This window comes from Variimorphobacter sp. HTMS_6 (assembly GCF_059717775.1).
In genome coordinates, this window is sequence record NZ_AP046094.1 from 3,026,454 (window position 1) to 3,050,599 (window position 24,146).

The window sequence follows — 24,146 nt, forward strand, 5'->3', positions numbered from 1 at the left end:
AATATATGACTAATAAGAGGTTTTGTCAATAAATATTTTCCTTTTTTTACCTAAGCTTTTTTATCGATCGCTGAATAATCATAGTGATTTTCAAATCGGAAATATTTTTGTTCCATTTCACATTTCTCAGATTTACTTGTACTATGATTCGGTATTTTCAATTTGTCGTCCTTGTCCTCCACGTCTTTTCTCTTTTCCGGCAGACTTTTATATTGATCAGTTTTCTTAAATTCAGTGGTTACATTATCATAGGCTGCCATCAGAGGTTGCTTAGCCGGATCCTTCTTGCTTATATTGGAGACATAAAAATTATAAGTATCCTCTACCTCTTCTTTTGATTTACAATTCTTTAATTTGTCCTCTAAAGCTTGACGTTGCAATTGCACTCTGGCAATCATCGCATATAAATATGGACTCTTTATACGAATGTACTGCATTTCCGTCTCAGTCAGCTTCTCCCCGTTTTTAATCTTCTCGTTGATCCGCTTCTCATAATCAGCCTTTTCTTCATCCGACATTTTGCTCGTCGGATCAAGGGATTCATCAAGCTTTTCCTTCAGTATGCTTCTAATCTCGCTATAAATCTGTTGTTTAGTCTTATTCGTGTCCGGTACTGTTTTATCTGACGTTGTAGTTTCTTTCTTGTCATTCTTGTTGTTCATCTTATTTATCGACTCTCGAAAGATAAGAGCTATACCGTTTATACCCATGTAACCACCTCCCACTTTTTATATGTATCGGATTAATTTGGAATTATATTTACATGCTTTTGCAATGTAAAAAGAGCTTTGGCAAAATACATCCATACGTAAGGACATACGTCCTTGGGATATCATTTTACAAAAGCTCTTAACAGTGTAATTCCAATCTGTAAATATCCTTCTTTCGGAAAGGTACCTTCTGTTCCATTATTAATGCAAGGAATCGATAATTTTCTTCAACTCCTGTATATCTACTGTGCCCTCTAACGTATATCTTATGTTATTGTCAATAAAATACGCAACATATGCACCTATGGAACCCGGATTACTACTACCGCTTAAAATCTCAACCTTAAATCCCTGCGCACTTTTATAGGTTTCAATATAGGATAAATTCGAGTTTTCAGTACTAAATCCAGCAAATTGCTTTTTGGTTCCTTTAATAAAAAACTCAATCCTATAACTAATCGGAGTTGCATATTTATAATCGCCATATGGATTCGAGTAGATTACTGAATTACCTGGTTGCCACTTCAAATCTTTGATATCTCCAATGATATAATTTGAAGCCTCTATATTAACCCAATTTCCATACTTTGGATAGTATAAGGTTACTGCATCCGGATGAATTTCCTTCCATGCCATATCGCTGGTCAATAGATGAATTCCTAGATCATCCGCGCATTCTTTCACGGAAGAATAATGCTTCCCTTCAGCATACGTTCCGTATACCTCTAGCTTATCTCTTGATTTTACCTCAATAGGCCTAATTTTTTCTTCTAATAAAGTTCCGTTATATGTCCACGTTGTATATTTGGCAAATAGATTTGACGCCATGCTATAGATAACTTTGGAATTAGCAACAACGAATAATGCTATGCAAGCTGCCATTCCTAGATATGCTATTCTTTTTCTTAAGGATGACTTCTTATCTGCTGCAACTTTTTCATAAAATCGTCCTAATATATTGTTGGTGGATAGATTCATTTCCTCTTCCAGTATGATAATATTCTCCTGTTTATCCAATAAAGATTGTTCAGATAGCTTAGTATTCATAATAATATCCCCTTTCAGTGAGCTGCTTTTTCAACTTCTTCCTACTCCGAACCAGTTTTGCTTTGACTGTATTGGGATTCATGTGCATCTCAGAAGCGATTTGATTAATACTGTGTCCATCCATATGATATTTTGTAAAGATATAAGAATCCTGTGAATTAAGAGTATTCACTTCACCCATTAGTACCTCCATGGATTCCTTATTCAACACCTCATCCTCCGGTGAAGCTTCTACTTTAGTTATCATATCATCTTCCAGAATTACAGTATCACATCGTTCCCTCAGCTTATTAATTGCTTTATTTCTTGCTATCATTCCGAGATAATTCTTAATGGATCCCACTTTGGGATTCAGCTTACCCCTCTGCTTCCATAAAGCAAAGAAGACATCAGCTACTACTTCCTCCACATCCTCAGGCTCCATTGAATAAGATAATCTACTCTTAACAATAGCACCAACATAATTTTTATATGTGGTAACAATCTCTTCAAAGACACTCATATCTCGTTTTTTTAGCCTCTTTATCATATTTTCATCCTGCAATAGCTTTTCCTCCCACTCATGTAGATCCATAAAAGCATTTATGTAAGCTTACATCAATATAATCACACTAAAGTGTATTTTGGTTGCAAGAAATCTTCAAAAATCTTTAAAAAAAAGTAAAAAAATATAAGTTCAAAAATCAATAAACAAAGCACTTTATAGACTTTAAAGTAGCACAGATATTCTACCACCTAAATGAAACAAATTTATTTAAAAAAACATAACATTAATACATAAAGAACAGCTTATAGCTACAATATATCTTAATGATAAAATAACCGCAATCCGGTAAATGCCATTACGATGTTGTGCTTATCACAGGCTGCAATTACGTTATCATCTCGAATGGAGCCACCCGCCTGCGCAATATAGGATACTCCGCTCTTAGCCGCTCGCTCTATATTATCACCGAACGGGAAAAAGGCATCCGAACCTAAGGATACGCAGCTTAAACCTTTCAGCCATTCCTTACGCTCTTCCTTACCAAAGGGTTCGGGTTTCTCTGTAAAGATCGTTTCCCATACTCCCTCTGCTAATACCTCACTAGCATCCTCAGATATGTATAAATCAATTGCATTATCCCTCTCTGCTCTTTTTATCTCTTGATTAAACGGAAGAGAAAGCACCTTGGGGTTCTGGCGTAAATACCAATTATCAGCCTTATTCCCTGCCAATCTCGTACAATGAATTCTCGACTGCTGACCGGCACCGATTCCAATGGCCTGACCATCCTTTACATAGCATACGGAATTGGACTGGGTATATTTTAAGGTAATCAAAGATATTAACAAATCTCTTCTCGCACTATCTGTCAGCTCTTTGTACTGCGTAGGAATATTAGCAAAAAGTTCCTTCGTGAGTATTATATCATTGCGTCTTTGTTCAAAGGTGATTCCGTATAATTCCTTCCTCTCTGTCTCCCTCGGTAGATAGGATTGATCCATTTGTATAATCAAGTAGTTTCCTTTTTTCTTCTTTTTTAAGATATCAAGTGCTTCCTCACGGTAAGATGGCGCAATGATACCATCAGAAAATTCTTTGGATAAGTAATTAGCTGTTGATACGTCACATTCCTCCGATAGAGCAACAAAATCGCCATAGGAAGACATCCGATCCGCACCTCTGGCTCTAATATAAGCCGTCGCGATATCACTTAACTTTCCCTCCGGAACAAAGTAAGCCTTTTTTATCACATCCGTGAGCGGAACTGCAACTGCTGCCCCCGCCGGGCTAACATGCTTAAAGGATGCAGCTGCGGCTAAACCGGTACACTCCTTCAGTTCCCGAACCAGCTGCCAACCGTTCAATGCATCCAGCAAATTAATATAACTGGGATTACCGTTCAGAATCCGAAAAGGAAGCTCCTGGTTCTCACTGTATACTCGGGCTGGGTTTTGGTGTGGGTTACATCCATACTTCAGTACTAAATCTCTCATTGTAATACTCCTTTCTGCTACCAGTTACAATAGAACTAATGTGTATCTATGTTGCTATCGTAAATATGCACAAGCCTTTGCATACATTATGAATATTGAAACATGTAGTCCTAAGAAATATGTTTTTTATTCTAATCAAAACATAAATTTGTGCATAAAAAGAGCCGACTATCCAGGCTCTCACCCAGACGGTCGGCTTATATTCATTATACTTCATGTGGTTGATTCCACTTCCGTCAGTTGTATAAATGATAACTAAAATTTACCATCTAAGTATACTACTGTCAAGTAATTATTCTGCTCACTCTAGATTTCATTTATTGTAATTGATCCATAACCTTATGCAGCAATCGATATAATTCTTTTGCTTCACCTGAATTTAGGTTAATGCATTTTCCCATTTCGGAAGGAACGGTAAGAGCTTTATCTCTTAGTTTTTCCCCAGCTTCAGTGATGGAAACACGCAGATTCCTCTCATCCTCCTTATATCGCTGCCTGGTCAGATATCCCTTTGCTTCAAGCTTCTTTAACACCGGAGTGAGCGTACCTGAATCGAGATATAAGCTCTCTCCCAGATTTTTTACGTTCATCTCTTGCTTTTCCCACATTACCATCATCGTGATATATTGTGTATAAGTCAAATCCAGTTTATCAAGAAATGGTTTATACTTTCTTACAATTTCTTTCGAACAGGCATAAAGTGGAAAACATAATTGATTTTCTAATTTTAATGAATCATACTGATTCGTATTATTCTCCATGGATCATTCTCCCTTTCCATTGTATACAATTATATTTACCACGATTTCAGCCTATTTTCAACTAGAATATTACAAAAGCTCCTTTACTTTTTGCTCTACCAGATAAACATCCGTTGTTGGCTCAAAGCGTTCCACTACATTTCCTTCTTTATCGATTAAGAATTTCGTAAAGTTCCACTTGATATCCGGAGATTCCGCAAAATTTGGATCCTCTTTTTCTAACATGCTATTGAGAATCCCTGTAAGAGGATGTTCGTTGTCAAAACCCTGAAAGCTTTTTTGAGATTTTAAAAATTTAAACAAAGGATGTGCATTCTCACCATTCACATCTATCTTTTCAAAGATAGGGAAGGTAACACCATATCTTGATTGGCAGAAGGTCGCAATCTCTTCATTGCTTCCGGGTGCCTGTTTACCGAATTGATTGCAAGGAAAATCAAGTATTACAAAATCCTGATTGGAATACTTTTCATATAAATCCTGGAGATTATCATATTGTGGGGTAAATCCGCATTCCGTTGCTGAATTAATAATAAGAACCACTTTTTTCTTGAATTCGGATAAGGATATTTCCTCTCCATTATTTTTTGTTGCCTGATAATTATAAATCTTCATATTTTACCTCCATTCCTGCGCACGTTTTATGCGCATAGTGAAAGATTTATCTTTCACTCTTCATCTTCCTATAATAATTTTTTGATTTTCGCTTCGATTTTATCCGGTGTTGTGGTTGGTGCAAATCGCTCCACTACTTTACCGTTTCTATCTACTAAGAATTTTGTGAAATTCCACTTGATTTTATTACTAACAATTCCTCTTTGTTGAGATTTTAAATATTTAAACAAGGGCTCCTCGTTGTTTCCATTTACATCAACCTTACCGAATAAGGGGAATGTTGTATTATATTTTAATTGACAAAAGCTCTGAATCTCATCCACGGTTCCCGGAGCCTGGTTCCCGAATTGGTTGCAAGGAAAGTCAAGTACCTCCAAGCCTTCCGTTTGATAATTGTCGTATAATTTTTGTAATCCTTCATACTGAGGTGTGAATCCACATCCTGTCGCTGTGTTAACAATCAATAATACTTTTCCCTTATAATTACTTAATCCAACCTGATTACCCTTTGCATCTTTTACTTGAAAATCGTATATACTCATATCAAATCTCCTTCAACCAAATTGATTACATTGCTTATAATTAGATTGCGTACAATGTTTATGAATAGATTGTATACAATTTGATTTTATTTGTCAACCCCTTTTCTATGATATTTTTAAGCTGCTTGTTTCTTAATAAAACTTAATAGTATGTCTCATGAATTGACAAATGCCAATAAGTGTATTATAAATTGAATCATACAACGCTCTCATGGAGGTAAACACACATTATGAAATCAATCAAGATTTTTTTCTTATTATTCATCTTAGTTTTTATAAATGGATGTAGTAATACCAAAGGAGGAAATTCAACACCCTCCATATCACCCAAACCTTCTGGTGGTACTACTCCTACTACAACACAAGCACCAACAAATTCCCCAACGAGCACTCCGATATCTACACCTACAATTGCTATAACACCGACATCTACAGTTCCTCCCGTCACTGCAACCGTTACACCAAAACCCTATCTTAATAAAAGTGCCTCCGAGATTCTTGATTCTATGAGCCTGGAGGAAAAGGTAGGTCAAATGTTCTTTGTCCGTTGCAACAATGAGACAGCGCTTAAGGATATTGAAGAATATCAACTTGGTGGTTTCATCCTGTTTGCAAATGACTTTGCCGGCCAAACCAAAACCACCATAAAAACCACTGTCGCAGGTTATCAATCTGCTTCCGCAATACCGATGTTGATTGGTGTGGATGAAGAAGGTGGCATGGTAAACCGTATTACAAAATACCCTGCATTTCGAGCTGTTCCTTTCAAATCGCCACAGGATTTGTATCGTATGGGTGGCTTTAATCTGATTGCCTCCGATACGATAGAAAAAGCTAGACTACTTAAAAGAATGGGAATCAATGTGAATCTGGCTCCTGTTTGTGATGTTTCCACTAATTCTAATGACTTTATTTATAACCGTTCCTTCGGCAAAAATGCAGAGGAAACCTCTGATTATGTTAAAACAGTAGTTAGTACTATGAATGCCCAGAAAATAGGCTCTACATTAAAGCATTTCCCCGGATACGGGAATAATATCGACACCCATACCGGCGTCGCAATTGATAACCGGAGTAGCGATCAATTCTACTCTACTGATTTTTTACCTTTTAAAGCAGGTATTAAAGCCGGAGCCGGAAGTATCTTAGTATGTCATAATATTGTTAAGTCCTTTGACCCTGATTACCCTGCTTCCTTATCCCCTGTGGTTCATTCCATCTTACGTCATGATCTAAAATTTAACGGCGTTATTATGACGGATGACTTAAGTATGGATGCCATTAAGGAATATACCAATAATCAAGAAGCGGCTGTATTGGCTGTACAGGCGGGCAATGATCTTTTGATTGCTACAGACTACAGCACCCAGATTCCTGCTGTGATTGATGCGGTTAACAGCCATAAGATTTCAATGAAGAGCATTAATGATTCTGTCCTCCGAATTCTAAAATGGAAGATATCGTTGGGAATTATGAATCAGTAGTAATAATATATTGAATGGTTACGATTTGATGATTGTATATTGATCAATTTTATGTCCTGAAGTTACATTAATCGTTTTAATGGATAGGGATCCTCCTGTTATATGAATTACATTGTAGGAAGGCTCCCTATTCTGATATCTTGTTGCAATATAATCCTGCTTTGGATGGATCAAATCATTGAATTTACTACCGGTTGAGGAGTTCGCATCCATATATAATACTCCCTTCGGATTTTTCACTACATGTTCATCCATATTCTTCTTCTCTGTAACAATCTTATAACATTTATTCTGCTTTAAAAATTCAGTACGAATTGCCGGATCACTTAGATTAACATTAGTATCATATGCCGTATGCTTTTTCCCATCACCGGTTAACTGGTAGCTTCTCGAGAAGGTATGGTCATGTCCTTGTAATACCACATCGATATCGTATTTATCCATAAGTGGTGTCAGTTGCGTTCTTAATATGATACCATCTAACGCAGAGTGTTTCACTCCTGACCCATATATATCCTGATGGAATGTAACAATCCTCCACTTTACCTTAGGGTTTTCAGAGGTTGCTTTCTGTAACACCTTTTCATGTTCCCTACAGTTCAAATTATTCGTATCTAGGAATACAAAAAGTGCCTTGCCATACGTAAAGTAATAATCTGTGCCTGCAGAGGTAGAAGTAACAGAGGGTGCTTGTGCGTTTGGATTATTAAAGTGATTTTTATAATTTGCAGTAGTTGAATCGTGGTTCCCTATCGTTGTCGCTACGGGTAGAGAAGCCATAAACCTTGGAGAAAGAAACCCTGCATATTGCATTTCCTGTATGGTATCCTGTTCCTGTGTTCTATTCTTCTCTGTCTCATTAACCTGATCCCCTGCTGATAAAATAAAGCTAAGTCTGGGGTAAGCTTTATTCGCATGTTCTAACGTCTTGTTCCAATTGAACGAGTCTCTTTCACAGGCCTGCTCGGCCGTTAGAGTCACTCCGGTGTCTGCGGCAATCCGTCCGACCGACGCACCAATTTGAGGGTCTCCTACATAGAGTAAAGTGAAGTCATCCGGATTTTGTGTTGTATATTGTTTCGTTTTCGACCATTTTCCATCCACATAATACTGATAGTAATATACTGTGCCCTGACGCAATGATGAAGCTGTAACCTTATTAGAGTAGTAACTGACTCCGTTCAACTTCTTATATCGAATTGATTTACCTTTAAAAACCGTCGGATGTGAAAGATTTTTTTGCTTAGATAATCGTACCTTCGCTTGACCTTCATTTCTAGAATACCAACCAAAGTTCAATTGTTTTTCATTCTTTCCGGGAGTAAGTGCTATCTGTTCAAAGTCGTTTTTTTCTGCAGCCCATGATGCCTTCCAATTAGTCCTGTCAGTAACTTTATACTGCGAATCGGCAAAACCGGGTAAAATGAGTAACACCGCAAATACTGCTATCAATAAAATCATTGCTACTTTATTTTTTACTTTCATTGCTTCCTCCTAACAGGGTGATCTTTATCACCGAGCAAATTATTCACTATACAAATCCTTCTATTAATAATAAAATAGTATTAGGTCAATTTCAATATTAATCCTTAATGGCAGGTGATTGTTTATGAAATATATTGTTCCAGAATACTATAACCAATTTCAATGTAAATGTGGAAAGTGTCGGTGGTCCTGCTGCGATGGATGGCCAATCAGAATATCGAGAAAAGAATATTATCATTTACTTGGAATTCGTTGCTCCGAAAAACTACGCACAAGGCTGGATCTTGCATTAAAAACTACTACGGAACCGGGCTCAGCTTCATCTGCCCTAATAGCAACAGACTGGCGTGGTAACTGTAAGCTTCATCGAGAGGACGGGCTATGTATCCTCCATACTGAACTTGGGGAAACCGCTCTACCACAAGTTTGCAAATTATTCCCACGAAGAATAAAAACCAGTGAATCAATTAATCTGTGTTGTTGTTCCAATAGTTGTGAAGCGGTAGTAGAATTGTTATTTAAGATAATCGCTCCTCTTCAGTTTGAAGAAATAGAGTTATCAACCAAAGCCGAGCTCCAATTTAATTTATCAACAAGTCAATATGATATTTGTAGTAACTCTATATCCATTATGCAAAACCGAAGCCAATCCTTGGAGGAAAGATTTATATTCTTAGGTAATTATCTCAATGTTGAAGATTTTTATACCACAAGTCACAACAACCCGATTCATTCATTCGAAATCTTAAATCAACTCAGTGAATATTTTAAGGACAGTTTCAGTATATCCCATTACAATAAGATAACACAGAATTATTTTGGATTTGATGTAGCTGAATTAAATTCTGATTCAGATCTATCTTTATTATCAAATAGATATCATTTAGCCTCTGACCATATCGATAAAATATTACCCTCCTGGCAGATACTCTTTGAACAGCTTATGATAAACCATATGTTTTATCATAGCTTCCCGTTCACAGATGATTTTGGAGGAAGTGATGAATCATTTTACTCCCTGATTTCTGTATATTCTTTTCTACGGTATAATCTATTGGGATTTTTCGCTGAACGTAATAATACGGACGGTTTGATTGATTTTTTCTCCTCTATGTTTCGTGTCATTGAACACTCTAATTTTAGAAATATCGCAGTAACTCTACTTAGAAATGGCAGTACAGACACTACTAAGAAGCTTATCGATCTTATTTACTTATAGATTTATCGCATTGGATACTTAAAACGAACAAATTAGGGCTGTTGTTTTACAACAGCCCTCTCTTTAGGTTATACTCACTCCTCCAGATATTATTTTATTTCAAATACAACGGTTACATCTGCCTTTACTTCTGCTTTTCCTCCACTAATGGAAGTTCCTGCGATATCATTTGCAGCCATTTTTGCATTTTCTGCTCCGTAATAAATTGTATCAGACTTAACGCTTTGCTCCTTCACATTGATCAAGTGAATGGAGACATTTCCTATGCTGTCCGCAATTGTTTTAGCCTTGCTTTTCGCATCACTAATCGCTGACTTCAGAGCTTCATTGTAGGCTTTACTTTTATTATCAATTGCAAAGGTGATTCCATTGATAATATTGGCATCCTTGTTCATAACAGCATCGATAATCTTACCACATTGGGATATATCCCTAACTGTAATACTTACTGTATTTGACACAACATATCCATTAATCTTGCCATTGTCAGAATAGGATGGATACACCGAATAATCCTCGGTTTTAATATCATCTTTATCCACTCCCTGCTTTTTAATCTCCTCCACTACGTTATTGAACTTTTTTGTATTTTCCTTCTGAGCAGTTTCTACCTTCGAGTACTTTGTCTGTACACCAATGGATATATATGCAATATCCGGAGCTTGCTTAATAATTCCCTCACCCTGAACCGTAATTGTATTGCTAGTATCCATTTCTTGTGTCGCCACGCTTGATGCCTGAGTTATACTGTCCTTATTCGCCAATAGGAACCCACTCACTATAATGCCTAAAGCAAACATCATCGAGATTAATGCAATTGTCATTCTTGCTTTCATCTAATATCTCCTTTCAATGATTATGAAATTTATAAATATTAGACGTTAGGTTTGGTTAACAAGTTCCATTGATTTACATGTCAATTTTTGGTATTTCTTCATCATCTTCCGATTTATCTTCTTTTACTTTCCGCTTTATTACTTGATAAGGTCTCATCATCTCATTATCCTCATGATCAAGGATATGGCAATGCCATACATAACCCGGTAGGACGCAGGGATCAAACGGATATAAATTATCACCAGGTCTTACCCAACACTGATTCACCCTCTGAGGAGCAAAGCGAATTACAATTCTGGTAACCTGCCCCGGATTCATACGTATGGTATCCTTCCATCCCCTTTCATTTTCATCAGGAAGAATCGGATCACCAATTAGATAATTCTCCAGAGGAATTTCTTTCGGAGGATGATCAAGTGGCGGAATTCCATTACATTGTTCCCATGCCTCCTGATATGAGGCGGCATCGATATCTTGCCGATTTAAAAGCTGAAATTGAACCAAATGCAGATGGATCGGATGAGTGTCCATAGTAAGATTAACAATCTCCCAAAGCTCAGTGGAGCCAACAACCGGTTTCTCCGTCACCGGATACATCCACTTTAATCCATCTTGTAATACCTCTATCGGCCCATTGGGTCCCGGTACTTCATAAAGTGTTTTAATTCTTGTTCGATCAGGATATAATGCCGGCATACAGTTTAGTCGATCCGGTAATTCAGACGGACAAACCAGTAAAGATGAGCAATTGGATATTGTGAATTGCATAATCTGACCGAGCGTATCCGGATTCGGGCTATCACCATCCGGATAGGGTGCATTCGCATTATTAAGCAGTATAATTCGCTCCCCAGGATTAAACTCTGAAAAGTCAATTAATATATCCGCTCTTTCCCCTGGTGCAATTAACAAAGATGTAAGCTTCACAGGTTTCGGAAGAAATCCACCGTCACTTCCAATCTGTGTAAACTCCATTCCATTTGAAAGATATAAATTATAAAATCTAGCATTGGAACCATTCAAAACTCGAAATCGATATTGACGTCTTTCCACATTAAGATTTGGCCAAACCTTGCCATTTACCATGATAGTGTCTCCGAATAATTCCGGTACCCAATACGGATGAATGCCTGGATTTACTCCCACCTCTTCATAAAACAGAGAACCATCTGTCATAAATATTCTATCCTGAATTACAAGCGGAATCTCATAATCTCCTCGCGGTAAAATCAGCTCTTCCCGGTTACAGCACTTATCATAGCCTCTATTTTTTCGCAATAAATAAAAACCTGCCAGTCCGGCGTATACATTCAATCTTGTGATGCCCAAAGCGTGGTCATGATACCATAATGTTGTCGGTTCCTGCTCATTAAGATACGTATAGAGTGAGGATTGATAAGCAGGTCCGTATTGTTTGTTATATGTGAACCATGCCTCCGGAAAGCCATCGGATGGCGGTGCTACTTCTCCTCCATGAAGATGTGTTACAATTGGAACCGGGTATTGAGCTTCGCGGAATCCCGGCGGAAATGGCGGCCATGGTTTTTCCGGGTTCATCGGCATGTCATTCGGATTAGCCCAGTGTAATGTGGGGTCAACTGCAAATGGATGCTTTCCCTTTAACTGATTATACCATTTTACCTTAACCGGAACTCCTTTCATTGCTTCAAAGGTAGGACCCGGCGAGCTCCTGATATAACGAACACGGCCTGTGATCTGGTCTCTCGCGGTTCCTCCGTAGCCCCAAACGGTTGTTTTTGGATATCCCTTCGGAAGAACTTGCTGTTTAAATTCACTGATATCTATTTGATAAAGATGCTCTATATTACAACCTCCATCCTTTTTTATAACCCTGATAATCTCTGGTTCAAAAACAGGAGGCTTTACTAGTTGGTTTTTATACTTCTTAATTTTTGTCGGATCCAGCCTAGTGACCGGATAATCCTGTTTATCTGATGTTTCTTTATTTATTGTAGCGATGTGGATATTTTCTTTTACGTGAAAGAACTTGCTTACCATCTCTATTAATTTCATGTCATTACCTCCTAAATTGTATCTATATTATTATATGCAATTTCGACGTAATCCGACATAAATTCGACAAAAAAATGGTTGTTGACCATGCCTCCATTCAGGAGTTGCACATTCAACAACCATTTATTAATTATATTTCTACATCCTGTGTATAATCTACATTATCAAAGCGGAAACCAAACATATGATAAAAATCTTCCCAATATCCTGTTAAATCCGCAAACTCATTTACATTTTCATTATTAATTTGATCCCAGCTTTCCATCACCTTCGCTTGTATATCCTCCTGCATCTCATAGTCATCAAGACGAATTCGGTTTTCTTCATCTACTACGATACCGGATGGAGCGAGCTTTTCATGGAAAAGACGTCCCAGCTGTTCTATACAACCCTCGTGGTTACCCTTCTCTTTCATTACCTTATACAAGATAGCAAAGTAAAGTGGTACAATCGGAATTGCAGAGCTTGCCTGCGTTACAAGTGCTTTATTAATACTGATATACGCCTTTACACCCTTTGCAGCAAATTCCTTGGTTATCTCAACCGAGGTATCATATAGATGTTTTTTGGCAAGGCCAATGGTACCATTATAATAAACCGGATATGTTAATTCCGGCCCGATGTAGGAATATGCAATCGTTAATGCATTATCCGCTAATACATCCGCCTCGTTAAGAGCAGTAATCCAATCCTTCCAATCTTCACCGCCCATAACCTTAATCGTAGATTGTACTTCTTCCTCTGTAGCTGGCCCAATCGTAGCTTCCGTAATTATATTCTTGTTTAAATCTAAAGATTTATTAGTAAAGTTTCCACCGACTGTCTTCAATGTGGAATTGTAAATTGTACCGTCTGCCATCGCCCTTCTTGGTGCCGCAAGACTATAAATCACCATATCAACTTTACCAAGATCCTGCTTAATCAATTCAATTGTTTGATCCTTGATTTCTCTAGAGAATGCATCACCATTAATTGATTTTGCATAATATCCATCCTTAGCAGCAACATCTTCAAATGCAACTGTATTATACCACCCCGGAGTAGCAGTTCTACGCTCACTTGCAGCCTTTTCAAACATTACTCCGATCGTTGATGCATCACTACCATAGGTTGCAGCAATTCTTGTTGCTAATCCGTAACCGGTCGAAGCTCCAATTACCAGAACCTTTTTCGGACCATCTGTTTTACCTAACTGTTTGATATATGATATTTGCCTTAAAACATTCTCTTTACAACCCACCGGATGTGCGGTCATACAGATAAATCCTCTCACCTTCGGTTCGATAATCATAAAAAACCCCTTTTCCATGTCATTATTCATTATTACTTTGATAATCAAAGTATATTTTAACATAGTCCCCATCATAAAGTCAATTTGAAACTTACGACGGGTTGTAAATAGGGCTGTTGAAAAATAATAATTCGGAGGAACAATGCTATATTACCATAATGCACTGTTTAGAAGACCATGTTTATAATTATGTATTTCGATGGCGAACTGTTATGTACGGCTACGAAATACATAATTGTGAACTTGTCTTCTAACCTATGTGTGAGGTAATATAACTTTCTTCCTTAATAGAATTATTATTTAACAACAGCCCTTACTATATTGTTAAAAGTTATTTCCATTCCAACCCCAGGTTGATACCTCTTCATACTTCACATAGATGCAATCCGGGTCTATATTAAGCTCCTCATGGATAATATCTGTAATTGCTTTGGTTAAATTTTTGTATGCATCGGAAGTTGACGCTCCGAAGATTTTCACTTCTATAAATGCTAATGGTCTGTCATTACTTCCTTTAAAATACATTAAAGCGTTCTCGTCAAAGCTAAGCATCAGCCAGTTCTCGCTTTTGCCTGGAATTAACTCTATCGCTTTACCCAGTTTTGTTTTAATTAAGTCTCTTTTTTCCTGGCTGATTGAAGCTGTGGTTTTGGTACTGATATAAGGCATTCTTATTTTCCTCTCATTTCTAACATATTTGGGTTATTCCATGAAGTTGTACTAACTTTAACTATATTCACAATAAGTTCTCTTTTACTATTAATAATTACTATTCTCTATATCTATCATCTTATACTTTTTCATCTACCGCAAGGCCCTTTAAATCCTCTTCGGTAACTTTTTTATTATCAAGTAAAGATTGTGGATCCTGAAGGATGTTTTGGCTTGGATCAATATCCAGATTTTCATTTACCTTATTCTTAAGCTCATCAATAATTGCTTTTTGAATCTCCTCATCAACCTTATCTAATATCTTCTCACTTGCTTCCTTAGCATCCACCATTGGAGCATCTTTTAAAAGACCTAATTTGATACCATCGACACTCATCGCTTCATTAACCGAATTCTGACGTGCACTCTCTGCTCTGTTTTGAAATTCCTTTTGCATCTTAGAATATTCAAGAGAGGCCTGCTGATACTCCGTTAATGGTCCCATGGAGGCGATTCGATCACTCTCCTCTTTAGTAAGACTCTTCCCATTTGCTTTCTTTACCAAGAGATCTAAATCTTTCTGCTCAATGCTATCATCATCTATTTCGTAAGTTTTCTTTAGTTCCTGTTTAAAATTTTCAAGCCTATTTACCTCATTCTGATTAATATCTGCTTGATTCAGATATTCTTCTTGTTTATTCAGATGTCCCTCAATTGTTGCATCAACGCCTAAATCTTTTTTGAATTGATCTATCTGAACCTTTAATGCATTCTTCTGTCCTAATAGAGCTTTTAAATTGTTGCTTTGATCACCCGCGATCATAAGAGAGGAAGAATCTACACTCAAGCCTGATCTTGTTTGAGTTACATTTGATTGTTCTCCTTTATTATCCGAACTCCTTTTATTTGTAGAGTCCACATTTTTACTATCCTGAATCCTCACATAACTTGAATTTGATACTTCCATTATTCCACCCCTTTTAATCGTTTGACCATATGTTCCAATATCGTTCATAATGCACTCTCATAATTTGTATTATATAGAAAATATCGGAAGTTTTGTAATAATACTTTAGGGATATATTTGATTATATGAACTTTCTTACATTTTATATATTTTTTAGGCTCTATATAGTCTAGCTGTTCCTAATAGCTAAATTTTGATGCTCCAACTTTATTAATCTTTCCTGTGATAAAGTCACTGTCACTCTCCGCCAAATAAATTATTATTGATATGAAAATATAGTTCACAGTCACTACATGACCTAGGTGAACAGGACATCGTTTGGAGAATGAACATGAAGAAATTATTCGTTTTATGGAAGCAATATTCTTTTTTACTACTGTTGGCTTTTCTTTTTCTTAGCCTGTTGGACTTACGTTTTGCCTTACCAGCTATTATATGTATGGCTGCACCTCCGCTTCTCGCAATATTCCGAGGAAGATATTGGTGTGGTAACCTATGCCCCAGAGGAAGCTTCTATGATAATCTGATAAGTAAGATCAGCAAGAAAAACAGAATTCCTAAGTTTTTTAAATCCAAGATATTAAGAGGTGTAATGGTAATCTTCTTACTATCCATGTTCTTTACCGGAGTGATTCAAAACTGGGGGAATCCCTATGGTATCGGTATGGTATTCTATCGAATTATACTGATTACAACTGTCATCGGAGTAATATTATCTCTCCTATTCAACCACAGAACCTGGTGCCAAATCTGCCCTATGGGAACCCTTTCTGCCTTAATATCAAAGCATCGAAAGAATAAAAAGACGCTACAGGTGTCTTCCGCCTGTATCTCCTGTAAATTATGTTCTAAAAAATGTCCCTTAGGTATTGTACCTCATGATTTTAAGGGTGAACATCTTAGTCATCCGGATTGTATTCAGTGTGGAAAATGTGTTGAAGTGTGCCCCAAGAATATGATAGGCTATAATAAAATAAACGAATAGATATTATTTCTACTTAGTACAATAGAATTAGGAGGATATTAAGATGGATGGATCAGTTACTACTCATGTTAATTTCATACTTGTTTTTCTAGAAGGCATCTTTTCCTTCTTTTCTCCCTGTGTCATACCACTTTTGCCGGTATATATGGGATATCTGGCTGGGAATACAACGAATAATAATGAAGATGCGTCGGTTCCATACAACCGTAAAAAGGTTCTCCTTCATACTCTATTCTTTGTATTGGGAATCTCCTTCGCATTTTTTGCGCTAGGGCTAACATTTACTTCATTGGGTGAGATTCTTGCTAAGAATAAGTTATTCATAACCAGGGTTAGCGGAATTCTAATTATCATATTGGGCTTAATTCAGCTGGGAATCTTTGATTTTTCTTTCTTTCAAAAAGAGAGAAGATTTCATCTTAAGTTGGAGAATAAGAAGGTAAATCCACTAATTGCTTTCTTGCTGGGCTTCACTTTCAGCTTTGCCTGGACGCCCTGTATAGGTCCAGCACTATCTTCCGTATTATTAATGGCCTCTGGTGCAAAAACATCTCTAACCGGATATCTACTGGTGCTTGTTTATACTGCCGGATTTGTTATTCCTTTTCTGCTGCTCGGTTTCTTTACCACCGAAGCACTTGATTTTTTAAAACGGAAAAAGAAACTACTCCGCTATACGATTAAAATTGCAGGTGTAGTATTAATCCTGATCGGGTTCATGACCTTTACCGGATTTATGAATGGCGTATCCAGTTACTTAAATTCCTATGCACCGAAAACTTCTGGGGAAAATGGAAATAGCGATGGAGAGAAAGAAACTTCCTCCTATCCCGGTATCGACTTTAACTTATATGACCAATACGGTAAGAAGCATACATTATCAGAATATAAGGGGAAAGTGGTCTTTCTTAACTTTTGGGCCACCTGGTGTCCGCCCTGTAACAAAGAGCTTCCTGATATTGAAGAATTATATAAAGAATACAACTCAAATAAAGGTGATGTTATCTTCCTAGGTGTCACTAATCCTAGCAGTGAAGAGTATCCCAACAATCAGGATATCGGTCAGACGGAAATCAAATCCTTCCTTCACGAAAAAGGATATACCTTCCCGACTCTGTTTGATGAAACAGGCGATTTATTAAATAGTTACCGCATTAGTGCCTTTCCAACTACTTTTATCATAAATAAAAACGGAGACATCATCAGCTATGTCCCCGGAATGATGACAAAGAATATCATAAAAAATGCGATTGCACAGGCTGTTGAATCAACCAAATAGAGACTAACTTTATCACTTTAAAATTACAATAAAAAGTCTTTCCTCGTAGAACAAAAACAAAGCCCGTAAATTAACTTTTACGGGCTTTTGCTATAATTACTATTCCTAATATGCTTACTACGCATACTATACCTGCGATGAGTAGCAGGATGTTATATCCGGTGGTCTGCTTCTTTACTGCTGTAACGGCTTCATTCACCGACTGTTTAATCCCATCAATATTTTTATCATAATAAAAAATTGTATAATTTGATTTTGCCAAAGAATAGTTACCTTGTTCTCCGGAATCAATCACATAATTCCCCTTAGAATTTACTCCAAGTATTTGAACAATATTATGAAACTTACTGGTTGAGACCAGAGCATCCGCTGGAATTTTAGTTACTACTTTCCCTTTCTTAACCTTAGCAACATACTTGTGAGAGCCATTCACTAATAATCTGATTGAAGTAATGTTCGGATCCGATATCTTAGCAGTAATTTCTACATAGTTATTCACTGCATTTTTATCTACCTTGGTAATCTTTAAGTCCTGGCTTGGTGCGTAATAATGTAGCGAAGCTATCATAGAATCCAAGCTGGCCATCTGTTGATCCATCCATTCAACACGGGCTGTAATAAAATCCTTCATATTTTGAACGGATTCATCAAATCCAACACCCTCATAGCTTTGATAGGTATGCCCCCATTTTAAATCATTTGCTGTTGCTGCGGCTTGATAACGCTCTGTATACATGTCAATCTTTCCGCCATCTTTAATCATATTTTCAATAGCGGACTTACGAACCTTTTTATACTTTTCATAAACCTTTACTAAAAAATATGGATCTCTTAGTAATGAGCGGTTCCATTGCACGCTTTGATAATACTGTTCCATTGAGAAATAACTGCTTGTTGTATACCACTGGTCCGGAAACCAGGTATTTTGATCTTTTCTATTAATATTTCCCCAGGCATTTTCAAAATCCCAAACAGGACCCATATAGAATAGTCCGTCAACGTCCTTATACAGGAACTCATTACTCTTTAAACTATCCCAATTCATTGAGAATTCTTTTACCAAAAAATTTTCTATCAGAGAATCCATTTCAAACAATTCACTGTAATGCTTACCGTCATACACAGGAGCACTAAAATCACTGAGCTCATAGCCCGAATTCTTATTACCACCGTTACGATTGAGGGCTCTGTATTTATCCCCTTGCTCATGGTAAGAGAAATCCGCGCTATGCAGCGCATGTTCAAAGCTTTGAATATAATCTTGGATACCAGTATATAATTCACTATTCGTTTTTGCGTATTGCGGAATTTTAAAAATTAGAGGTTGGGAGTAGTCCGTAACCATAGAGGAAGGGTTATTCTTATTAAAACCGTTTACGCCCATCTCAAGCAGTACTCCGCCTGTTGGTGCCGGTAACTTAACATAATCACCAATTATATATGTCTCCGGTGTACCATCCCCATCTACATCATAGCGAAAAGCATAAGGACTAGTCATCCAACTTAAATTCTGGCACATCGCCATTTTCACATTCTTCTTTAGTAATTCAATTTCTTCTTGATTGATAACATTTGATTGGTTGATATTCGTATTGTTATTAATATTATTATTAACGGAATTGCCTATATTTGTATTGTTGTTATCAGTTGTATTACTGTTAGTATTATTGATATCATTGGTATTCGTTGTCCGATTATTGATATCTTTCGAATTAAGAACCTGATCAACTATCGCATCCGATGCTTCTTTCGCGATATTATCCCAATCAAATAAATCAACACGCTCAGTACCAATGTTAATCGGCTCACAAAGTTGGTAAACCCCATAATATTTATTATTAAAGATCAATACAACATTCTCTGATTTAGAATAAATGTTCATTCCAATATCTTTTGAAAACTCATACAAGAGTTTATTTCGCATCAGAGTATGATCCGTATCACTCACTAGCAATGACCAATTCTGATTCTTGCCCATACCGAGTAAGTCTGTTTTCTCGCTCAGTTCAATGTCAAACGGTTTTTTTGCCATCGCTTTAGTTGTATCAGCGTTTACCTTAAGCTTAATATCTCCTTTGTAAAGCTGTTTCCCATTGGAATACAATTTACATCCCTGAGTATTCATAGCCGCATCTGAAAAAACATCACCGACACCATTATAACCTTCCTCGTTATTGATATAAACTACCGGAAGTAAACTGAAGTATATGGAGGCCGATAGATTTGCATCCCCCTCCAACGAAACTGTTATTAATTTTTCCTGATCTTCTTCTATGGGGGTATAAGAATTTTCCTGTGTTGTAAAGGTCTGTTTTATACCGTCAGCAGAGGTAATAACCCAATTGAAAGTAGCTCCTTTGGGTGCATTCTTTACCTTCAGAGGAACTCCCGCTTCCACCCACTTCTGATCAAAATATATTCCCACTTCCTTATCAGCAATATCCTTTGTAACTACCGAATTTCCCGGTTGCTTTGTCGGCTGTTGTGTAGCCAATGCATTCACATCCTTCATCAAAAAGAATGCTATTAACATTGCTAAAATAAACGTTTCACTTATGATTAAAATGAACTTGTATTTATTCCCTACGTATCGCATCTTAACCTCACTCCAATAATCTTAATTTAGACTCATTTCTTGCTTTTTTCTTAATGCTTCTATATAATGAACTTTATATTAATCAGTAATCATGAAAGGACTTATCCTATGAATAAATCAAAACGTGTAACTGCCATTATCGGCATCGTTCTCCTAGTAGCTATCTATTTACTAACGCTTATATCAGCTATATTTGGAAGCAAGTACACAAATGGCTTATTTTTCTCAAGCCTGTTCGCATCCTTCTTTATTCCCGTCACAGTTTATGCCATTATGCTAATATACCGATTGGTGCATAAGACAAAGGATGTCTTCAGCCCGGATTTAACGAGTGAAAATGAAGATGATCCCACAGAAGGCAAATAATTGCCTTATTATTTTTTAATAAATTTAAAATATTCTTGAATCTGTTTCTCATAACCATTATTGGAAGGAACGTAGAATACTCTGTCCTTAATTTCATCCGGAAGGTATTGTTGCTTCACATAATGGTTTTCATAATCATGGGCATATTTATACCCCAATCCATGCCCTAACTTAGAAGCACCTTTATAATGTGCATCCATCAAATAAGCCGGAATTGTGGCTGTTTTTTCATTCTCAACAATTCGATAAGCTTCATCAATCGCACATATGGCAGAATTGCTCTTTGGCGCACAAGCTACATAAGCAACTGCCTGAGCCAATACAATCCTAGCTTCCGGCATACCGAGTCTCTCTACCGCCAGTGCAGCATTAGTCGCTACAACAAGAGCATTCGGATCTGCATTGGATACATCCTCCGCAGCACATATCATAATTCTTCTTGCAATAAATGTAACCTCTTCTCCTGCATACAACATTCTGGCAAGATAGTATATGGCGGCGTCCGGATCAGAGCCTCTCATGCTTTTGATAAAAGCTGATATGGTATCGTAATGATTGTCTCCGTTTTTATCATACTTTAGCACTCTCTTTTGAATACATTGAGACGCTACCCCAAGTGTAATATGAATGAAACCATCTTCCGCGCGTTCCGTCGTCAAAACTCCAAGCTCAATCGCGTTAAGAGCCGCGCGTGCATCACCGTTGGATATATCACCGAGAAACTCCAAAGCATCCTCATCAATGACAGCACGGTATACACCCATTCCTTTTTCTTCATCCTGAACCGCCCGTAGAAGTAACTTCTTGATATCTTCCTTATCGAGTGGCTTCAATTCAAATATGATAGAACGGGACAATAGCGCCGAATTTACTTCAAAGTATGGGTTTTCTGTAGTTGCGCCGATTAACACTATGGTTCCATCCTCAACAAATGGCAGAAGATAATCCTGTTGTCCTTTGTTAAAACGGTGTATCTCATCGATAAAAAGAATGGTTTTCTTCCCATACATACCCAGATTATTCTTTGCTTCCAAAATTACCGCTTCCATGTCCTTTTTACCCGATGAAGTAGCATTAATCTGGGTAAAGATAGAACTGGTCGTACCCGCAATCACCTTAGCCAACGTAGTTTTCCCCGTTCCCGGTGGACCATAAAAAAGGATTGAGCTAATTTTATCAGCCTTAATAGCGCGATATAATAATTTATCTTTTCCAATGATGTGACTCTGACCAACTACCTCCTCCAATGTAGACGGACGGAGTCTGGAGGCCAGCGGAGCTTCCTTTTTCATTGTATCCACTCTCATATAATCAAATAAATCCATTCTCTCCTCCATTCTGCCAACCGGCTAATCAAAGTATAATTTGTCTTGTTTCAGTATTGAAAATTATCCTAATATGTGCATAATAAAATAAGAATTATATGTAACAACGAAAGGAGCTACCCATGAGTTTGCCACAGGATCCTAATATTCTATTAAGCTATATCAACACAAAGTTGCGTGATAATTACCCTTCGTTAGACGAGCTATGTGAGGATTTAGATTGCAATAAAAATCAAATCATATCCTCTCTTGAAGCTATTGATTATATTTACAATTTGGAACAAAACCGCTTTTCACCTAATTAGTAACCTTTTTTCTCTTTCGGATAATGTGTTTTGTTATCCCATATAGAATTAGCGTAAATAGAACTGATCCAGTTAATGCACCGCTTGTATCCAGCATTACATCTTTCAACATTCCGGCTCTTTCTGCCACAAAGGTCTGATGGAATTCATCACCGGATGCATATAGAAAGGATAATATTACAGGTAATATAAAAATCCATCTTCGTCTCATACCAATCACAGATAAATGCATTGCGAATGCAACACTTAAAACTGCATATTCTGAGAAATGAGCAGCTTTACGAACGATATGATTTATAATGCCCATGATTTGTTCTTTTTCTTCTCCAACATGGTGCGTTTGCGTTATATTCTCATATATTGTATATATTTTATCTGCAATCTTTAGGCTGCTTTCATTTGATTCATCTGCTGGCTTTGATGAAAATATAAAGATAATTATCATAATGATTGCAGCAGGAATCCATGAAATGTACTTCAGTTTCATAGCATCCTCCATAGTTTTAATGTGTTTTTCATTCTTGTACTGAATATCGAACATTTTTATGATATCACAAAACATAACACAATGGCAACATCAGTAAAAAGTTAATCTATACTTCATAACTTCAAAATGAAAGGAGTATTCATGATGACAGAAGCATTTCATACCATTATGGAAGGTGGAACTGGGGAGATTGTAGTAAAAAAATCCAGATTTATTGCAACCGTATCCTCTGTAAATTCAGAAGAAGAAGCCATTAATATCATTGAAACACTAAAGAAGAAGTACTGGGATGCTTCCCATAACTGCTTCGCCTATATTATAGGATCAGAGAATCAGGTCTTAAGATGCTCCGACGACGGTGAACCCAGTAAGACAGCCGGTAGACCTATGTTAGATGTTTTAATAAATCATGAACTTACCAATCTTGTTGTGGTAGTAACCCGCTACTTTGGTGGGACTCTGCTTGGTACGGGTGGTTTAGTAAAAGCCTATCAAAGTGCTGTGTTGGAAGGTCTGAATCAAAGTATTATCATAAAAAAGGAATTGGGGAATAAGATAGAGATTACAACAGACTATAATTGGATTGGTAAAATACAATATTATATTAATCAAGAGAAAATTACGTTACTTTCCAGTGAATATACGGATATTGTCATAATTACCGTACTGGTTCCTCCCTCTAATAACCAAAATTTTCACAAAAAAATAGCCGAACATACAAACGGTTCAGCTACTTTAATGATGAAAGGTCAAATTTACTACACTGTTGTAAATGGTGAAGTAATTCTTTTTTAATTATGCTACACCGGTAACCACGAGCTCGTTCACAAGCTCGTCCACAATCTCTACCATAGAAATCGGGGTTACTTGGAATTGACATAATTTTTTCAAAATTAAGACCACATCCTCTTTACAGGATGAAATCCCGGAGATTTCATCCATTTCCGTATTGCTGTCCAGATACTTCGTAATCTGAATTCCATAATAAGAAAATTTCGGATCACTTTCCATTATTCCCTCTGTTAGAGAATAATCCAGTTTCATTACCTTTTCGCCTTCCAATGTCACTTCATTGGTAAATAATAACTGTTTCATCTTACAACATCCCCCTAAACAATATAAAATACCTTAAAATAACTGACAAATTACATTATACACAGATAATATATAGAAATAAAGT

The 24,146-nt window shown here is 36.9% G+C and carries 24 protein-coding genes and 1 riboswitch; of the genes, 7 read left to right on the forward strand and 17 right to left on the reverse strand.

Annotated elements, in window-relative coordinates:
- Window positions 1-50: 50 nt before the first annotated feature.
- The 7 genes from AC6IWN_RS13630 to AC6IWN_RS13660 form a co-directional block, all read right to left on the reverse strand.
- The gene (locus AC6IWN_RS13630) at window positions 51-710 is read right to left on the reverse strand and encodes a hypothetical protein (protein ID WP_497987955.1); all 660 of its coding nucleotides are present in this window, start codon (window positions 708-710) and stop codon (window positions 51-53) included.
- 201 nt (window positions 711-911) lie between these two features.
- A complete protein-coding gene (locus tag AC6IWN_RS13635) occupies window positions 912-1,757 on the reverse strand; it encodes a DUF4367 domain-containing protein (RefSeq protein ID WP_497987956.1) in 846 nt (281 codons plus the stop codon).
- The gene (locus tag AC6IWN_RS13640; RefSeq protein WP_497987957.1) at window positions 1,747-2,286 is read right to left on the reverse strand and encodes an RNA polymerase sigma factor; all 540 of its coding nucleotides are present in this window, start codon (window positions 2,284-2,286) and stop codon (window positions 1,747-1,749) included. The genes AC6IWN_RS13635 and AC6IWN_RS13640 overlap by 11 nt, the downstream gene beginning before the upstream one ends.
- Before the next feature lie 278 nt (window positions 2,287-2,564).
- The gene (locus tag AC6IWN_RS13645; RefSeq protein WP_497987958.1) at window positions 2,565-3,737 is read right to left on the reverse strand and encodes a phosphoribosylaminoimidazolecarboxamide formyltransferase; all 1,173 of its coding nucleotides are present in this window, start codon (window positions 3,735-3,737) and stop codon (window positions 2,565-2,567) included.
- Between the two features lie 175 nt (window positions 3,738-3,912).
- Window positions 3,913-3,991: riboswitch (ZMP/ZTP riboswitch) on the reverse strand.
- Window positions 3,992-4,054: 63 nt separating this feature from the next.
- A complete protein-coding gene (locus tag AC6IWN_RS13650; RefSeq protein ID WP_497987959.1) occupies window positions 4,055-4,498 on the reverse strand; it encodes a MarR family winged helix-turn-helix transcriptional regulator in 444 nt (147 codons plus the stop codon).
- A 69-nt stretch (window positions 4,499-4,567) separates the two neighbouring features.
- Window positions 4,568-5,113, reverse strand: a complete 546-nt coding sequence (locus AC6IWN_RS13655) for a glutathione peroxidase (RefSeq protein ID WP_497987960.1) — start codon at window positions 5,111-5,113, stop codon at window positions 4,568-4,570.
- A 68-nt stretch (window positions 5,114-5,181) separates the two neighbouring features.
- The gene (locus AC6IWN_RS13660; protein ID WP_497987961.1) at window positions 5,182-5,655 is read right to left on the reverse strand and encodes a glutathione peroxidase; all 474 of its coding nucleotides are present in this window, start codon (window positions 5,653-5,655) and stop codon (window positions 5,182-5,184) included.
- A 230-nt stretch (window positions 5,656-5,885) separates the two neighbouring features.
- Here AC6IWN_RS13660 and AC6IWN_RS13665 point away from each other — a divergent pair, with 230 nt between their 5' ends.
- Complete coding sequence (locus AC6IWN_RS13665) at window positions 5,886-7,139, forward strand: glycoside hydrolase family 3 protein (protein WP_497987962.1); 1,254 nt, start codon at window positions 5,886-5,888, stop codon at window positions 7,137-7,139.
- Window positions 7,140-7,157: 18 nt separating this feature from the next.
- On the opposite strand, the gene AC6IWN_RS13670 is transcribed toward AC6IWN_RS13665, so the two are convergent.
- Entirely contained in the window at window positions 7,158-8,624 is a 1,467-nt protein-coding gene (locus tag AC6IWN_RS13670; protein WP_497987963.1) for a purple acid phosphatase family protein, read from the reverse strand.
- Between the two features lie 124 nt (window positions 8,625-8,748).
- Between AC6IWN_RS13670 and fliB the strand changes: the two genes are divergently transcribed.
- Window positions 8,749-9,843: a flagellin lysine-N-methylase gene (gene fliB, locus AC6IWN_RS13675; RefSeq protein ID WP_497987964.1), complete on the forward strand. Its 1,095-nt coding sequence runs from the start codon at window positions 8,749-8,751 to the stop codon at window positions 9,841-9,843.
- Window positions 9,844-9,932: 89 nt separating this feature from the next.
- Here fliB and AC6IWN_RS13680 read toward each other — a convergent pair whose 3' ends face one another.
- The 5 genes from AC6IWN_RS13680 to AC6IWN_RS13700 all read right to left on the reverse strand — a co-directional run bounded on the left by AC6IWN_RS13680 (window position 9,933) and on the right by AC6IWN_RS13700 (window position 15,671).
- Complete coding sequence (locus tag AC6IWN_RS13680) at window positions 9,933-10,679, reverse strand: SIMPL domain-containing protein (protein WP_497987965.1); 747 nt, start codon at window positions 10,677-10,679, stop codon at window positions 9,933-9,935.
- A gap of 73 nt (window positions 10,680-10,752) precedes the next feature.
- Complete coding sequence (locus AC6IWN_RS13685) at window positions 10,753-12,714, reverse strand: multicopper oxidase family protein (protein WP_497987966.1); 1,962 nt, start codon at window positions 12,712-12,714, stop codon at window positions 10,753-10,755.
- 130 nt (window positions 12,715-12,844) lie between these two features.
- Window positions 12,845-14,005, reverse strand: coding sequence for an enoyl-ACP reductase FabV (gene fabV / locus AC6IWN_RS13690; protein ID WP_497987967.1), 1,161 nt, complete (start codon window positions 14,003-14,005; stop codon window positions 12,845-12,847).
- A 324-nt stretch (window positions 14,006-14,329) separates the two neighbouring features.
- The gene (locus AC6IWN_RS13695) at window positions 14,330-14,674 is read right to left on the reverse strand and encodes a phenylpyruvate tautomerase MIF-related protein (RefSeq protein WP_497987968.1); all 345 of its coding nucleotides are present in this window, start codon (window positions 14,672-14,674) and stop codon (window positions 14,330-14,332) included.
- A gap of 121 nt (window positions 14,675-14,795) precedes the next feature.
- Window positions 14,796-15,671 (reverse strand): hypothetical protein, encoded by an 876-nt coding sequence (locus AC6IWN_RS13700; RefSeq protein ID WP_497987969.1) that lies wholly within the window; start codon window positions 15,669-15,671, stop codon window positions 14,796-14,798.
- Window positions 15,672-15,954: 283 nt separating this feature from the next.
- Here AC6IWN_RS13700 and AC6IWN_RS13705 point away from each other — a divergent pair, with 283 nt between their 5' ends.
- Together AC6IWN_RS13705 and AC6IWN_RS13710 are read left to right on the forward strand one after the other, a co-directional pair.
- Window positions 15,955-16,608, forward strand: a complete 654-nt coding sequence (locus AC6IWN_RS13705) for a 4Fe-4S binding protein (protein WP_497987970.1) — start codon at window positions 15,955-15,957, stop codon at window positions 16,606-16,608.
- Between the two features lie 43 nt (window positions 16,609-16,651).
- A complete protein-coding gene (locus tag AC6IWN_RS13710) occupies window positions 16,652-17,887 on the forward strand; it encodes a redoxin domain-containing protein (RefSeq protein ID WP_497987971.1) in 1,236 nt (411 codons plus the stop codon).
- Between the two features lie 70 nt (window positions 17,888-17,957).
- Here the strand turns inward: AC6IWN_RS13710 and AC6IWN_RS13715 are convergent, their stop codons facing one another.
- On the reverse strand, window positions 17,958-20,483 hold the full coding sequence (locus AC6IWN_RS13715; protein WP_497987972.1) for a CotH kinase family protein: 2,526 nt from the start codon (window positions 20,481-20,483) through the stop codon (window positions 17,958-17,960).
- A 108-nt stretch (window positions 20,484-20,591) separates the two neighbouring features.
- Between AC6IWN_RS13715 and AC6IWN_RS13720 the strand changes: the two genes are divergently transcribed.
- Complete coding sequence (locus tag AC6IWN_RS13720) at window positions 20,592-20,849, forward strand: hypothetical protein (RefSeq protein WP_497987973.1); 258 nt, start codon at window positions 20,592-20,594, stop codon at window positions 20,847-20,849.
- 8 nt (window positions 20,850-20,857) lie between these two features.
- Here the strand turns inward: AC6IWN_RS13720 and AC6IWN_RS13725 are convergent, their stop codons facing one another.
- A complete protein-coding gene (locus AC6IWN_RS13725) occupies window positions 20,858-22,174 on the reverse strand; it encodes a replication-associated recombination protein A (RefSeq protein WP_497987974.1) in 1,317 nt (438 codons plus the stop codon).
- A gap of 122 nt (window positions 22,175-22,296) precedes the next feature.
- Here AC6IWN_RS13725 and AC6IWN_RS13730 point away from each other — a divergent pair, with 122 nt between their 5' ends.
- On the forward strand, window positions 22,297-22,479 hold the full coding sequence (locus AC6IWN_RS13730; protein WP_497987975.1) for a DUF4250 domain-containing protein: 183 nt from the start codon (window positions 22,297-22,299) through the stop codon (window positions 22,477-22,479).
- Here AC6IWN_RS13730 and AC6IWN_RS13735 read toward each other — a convergent pair.
- Window positions 22,472-22,966 carry a VanZ family protein gene (locus AC6IWN_RS13735; protein WP_497987976.1) on the reverse strand — a complete coding sequence of 165 codons (495 nt, stop codon included), beginning with the start codon at window positions 22,964-22,966 and terminating at the stop codon, window positions 22,472-22,474. The genes AC6IWN_RS13730 and AC6IWN_RS13735 overlap by 8 nt on opposite strands.
- 144 nt (window positions 22,967-23,110) lie before the next feature.
- Here AC6IWN_RS13735 and AC6IWN_RS13740 point away from each other — a divergent pair, with 144 nt between their 5' ends.
- On the forward strand, window positions 23,111-23,761 hold the full coding sequence (locus AC6IWN_RS13740) for a YigZ family protein (RefSeq protein ID WP_497987977.1): 651 nt from the start codon (window positions 23,111-23,113) through the stop codon (window positions 23,759-23,761).
- Here the strand turns inward: AC6IWN_RS13740 and AC6IWN_RS13745 are convergent, their stop codons facing one another.
- Window positions 23,762-24,061, reverse strand: coding sequence for a DUF6514 family protein (locus AC6IWN_RS13745; RefSeq protein WP_497987978.1), 300 nt, complete (start codon window positions 24,059-24,061; stop codon window positions 23,762-23,764).
- Window positions 24,062-24,146 lie beyond the last annotated feature (85 nt).

Coding starts and splice junctions, on each gene's coding strand:
- AC6IWN_RS13630 (WP_497987955.1), bottom strand. CDS start 710: ATGGGTATAAACGGTATAGCTCTTATCTTTCGAGAGTCGATAAATAAG.
- AC6IWN_RS13635 (WP_497987956.1), bottom strand. CDS start 1,757: ATGAATACTAAGCTATCTGAACAATCTTTATTGGATAAACAGGAGAAT.
- AC6IWN_RS13640 (WP_497987957.1), bottom strand. CDS start 2,286: ATGATAAAGAGGCTAAAAAAACGAGATATGAGTGTCTTTGAAGAGATT.
- AC6IWN_RS13645 (WP_497987958.1), bottom strand. CDS start 3,737: ATGAGAGATTTAGTACTGAAGTATGGATGTAACCCACACCAAAACCCA.
- AC6IWN_RS13650 (WP_497987959.1), bottom strand. CDS start 4,498: ATGGAGAATAATACGAATCAGTATGATTCATTAAAATTAGAAAATCAA.
- AC6IWN_RS13655 (WP_497987960.1), bottom strand. CDS start 5,113: ATGAAGATTTATAATTATCAGGCAACAAAAAATAATGGAGAGGAAATA.
- AC6IWN_RS13660 (WP_497987961.1), bottom strand. CDS start 5,655: ATGAGTATATACGATTTTCAAGTAAAAGATGCAAAGGGTAATCAGGTT.
- AC6IWN_RS13665 (WP_497987962.1), top strand. CDS start 5,886: ATGAAATCAATCAAGATTTTTTTCTTATTATTCATCTTAGTTTTTATA.
- AC6IWN_RS13670 (WP_497987963.1), bottom strand. CDS start 8,624: ATGAAAGTAAAAAATAAAGTAGCAATGATTTTATTGATAGCAGTATTT.
- fliB (WP_497987964.1), top strand. CDS start 8,749: ATGAAATATATTGTTCCAGAATACTATAACCAATTTCAATGTAAATGT.
- AC6IWN_RS13680 (WP_497987965.1), bottom strand. CDS start 10,679: ATGAAAGCAAGAATGACAATTGCATTAATCTCGATGATGTTTGCTTTA.
- AC6IWN_RS13685 (WP_497987966.1), bottom strand. CDS start 12,714: ATGAAATTAATAGAGATGGTAAGCAAGTTCTTTCACGTAAAAGAAAAT.
- fabV (WP_497987967.1), bottom strand. CDS start 14,005: ATGATTATCGAACCGAAGGTGAGAGGATTTATCTGTATGACCGCACAT.
- AC6IWN_RS13695 (WP_497987968.1), bottom strand. CDS start 14,674: ATGCCTTATATCAGTACCAAAACCACAGCTTCAATCAGCCAGGAAAAA.
- AC6IWN_RS13700 (WP_497987969.1), bottom strand. CDS start 15,671: ATGAACGATATTGGAACATATGGTCAAACGATTAAAAGGGGTGGAATA.
- AC6IWN_RS13705 (WP_497987970.1), top strand. CDS start 15,955: ATGAAGAAATTATTCGTTTTATGGAAGCAATATTCTTTTTTACTACTG.
- AC6IWN_RS13710 (WP_497987971.1), top strand. CDS start 16,652: ATGGATGGATCAGTTACTACTCATGTTAATTTCATACTTGTTTTTCTA.
- AC6IWN_RS13715 (WP_497987972.1), bottom strand. CDS start 20,483: ATGCGATACGTAGGGAATAAATACAAGTTCATTTTAATCATAAGTGAA.
- AC6IWN_RS13720 (WP_497987973.1), top strand. CDS start 20,592: ATGAATAAATCAAAACGTGTAACTGCCATTATCGGCATCGTTCTCCTA.
- AC6IWN_RS13725 (WP_497987974.1), bottom strand. CDS start 22,174: ATGGATTTATTTGATTATATGAGAGTGGATACAATGAAAAAGGAAGCT.
- AC6IWN_RS13730 (WP_497987975.1), top strand. CDS start 22,297: ATGAGTTTGCCACAGGATCCTAATATTCTATTAAGCTATATCAACACA.
- AC6IWN_RS13735 (WP_497987976.1), bottom strand. CDS start 22,966: ATGAAACTGAAGTACATTTCATGGATTCCTGCTGCAATCATTATGATA.
- AC6IWN_RS13740 (WP_497987977.1), top strand. CDS start 23,111: ATGACAGAAGCATTTCATACCATTATGGAAGGTGGAACTGGGGAGATT.
- AC6IWN_RS13745 (WP_497987978.1), bottom strand. CDS start 24,061: ATGAAACAGTTATTATTTACCAATGAAGTGACATTGGAAGGCGAAAAG.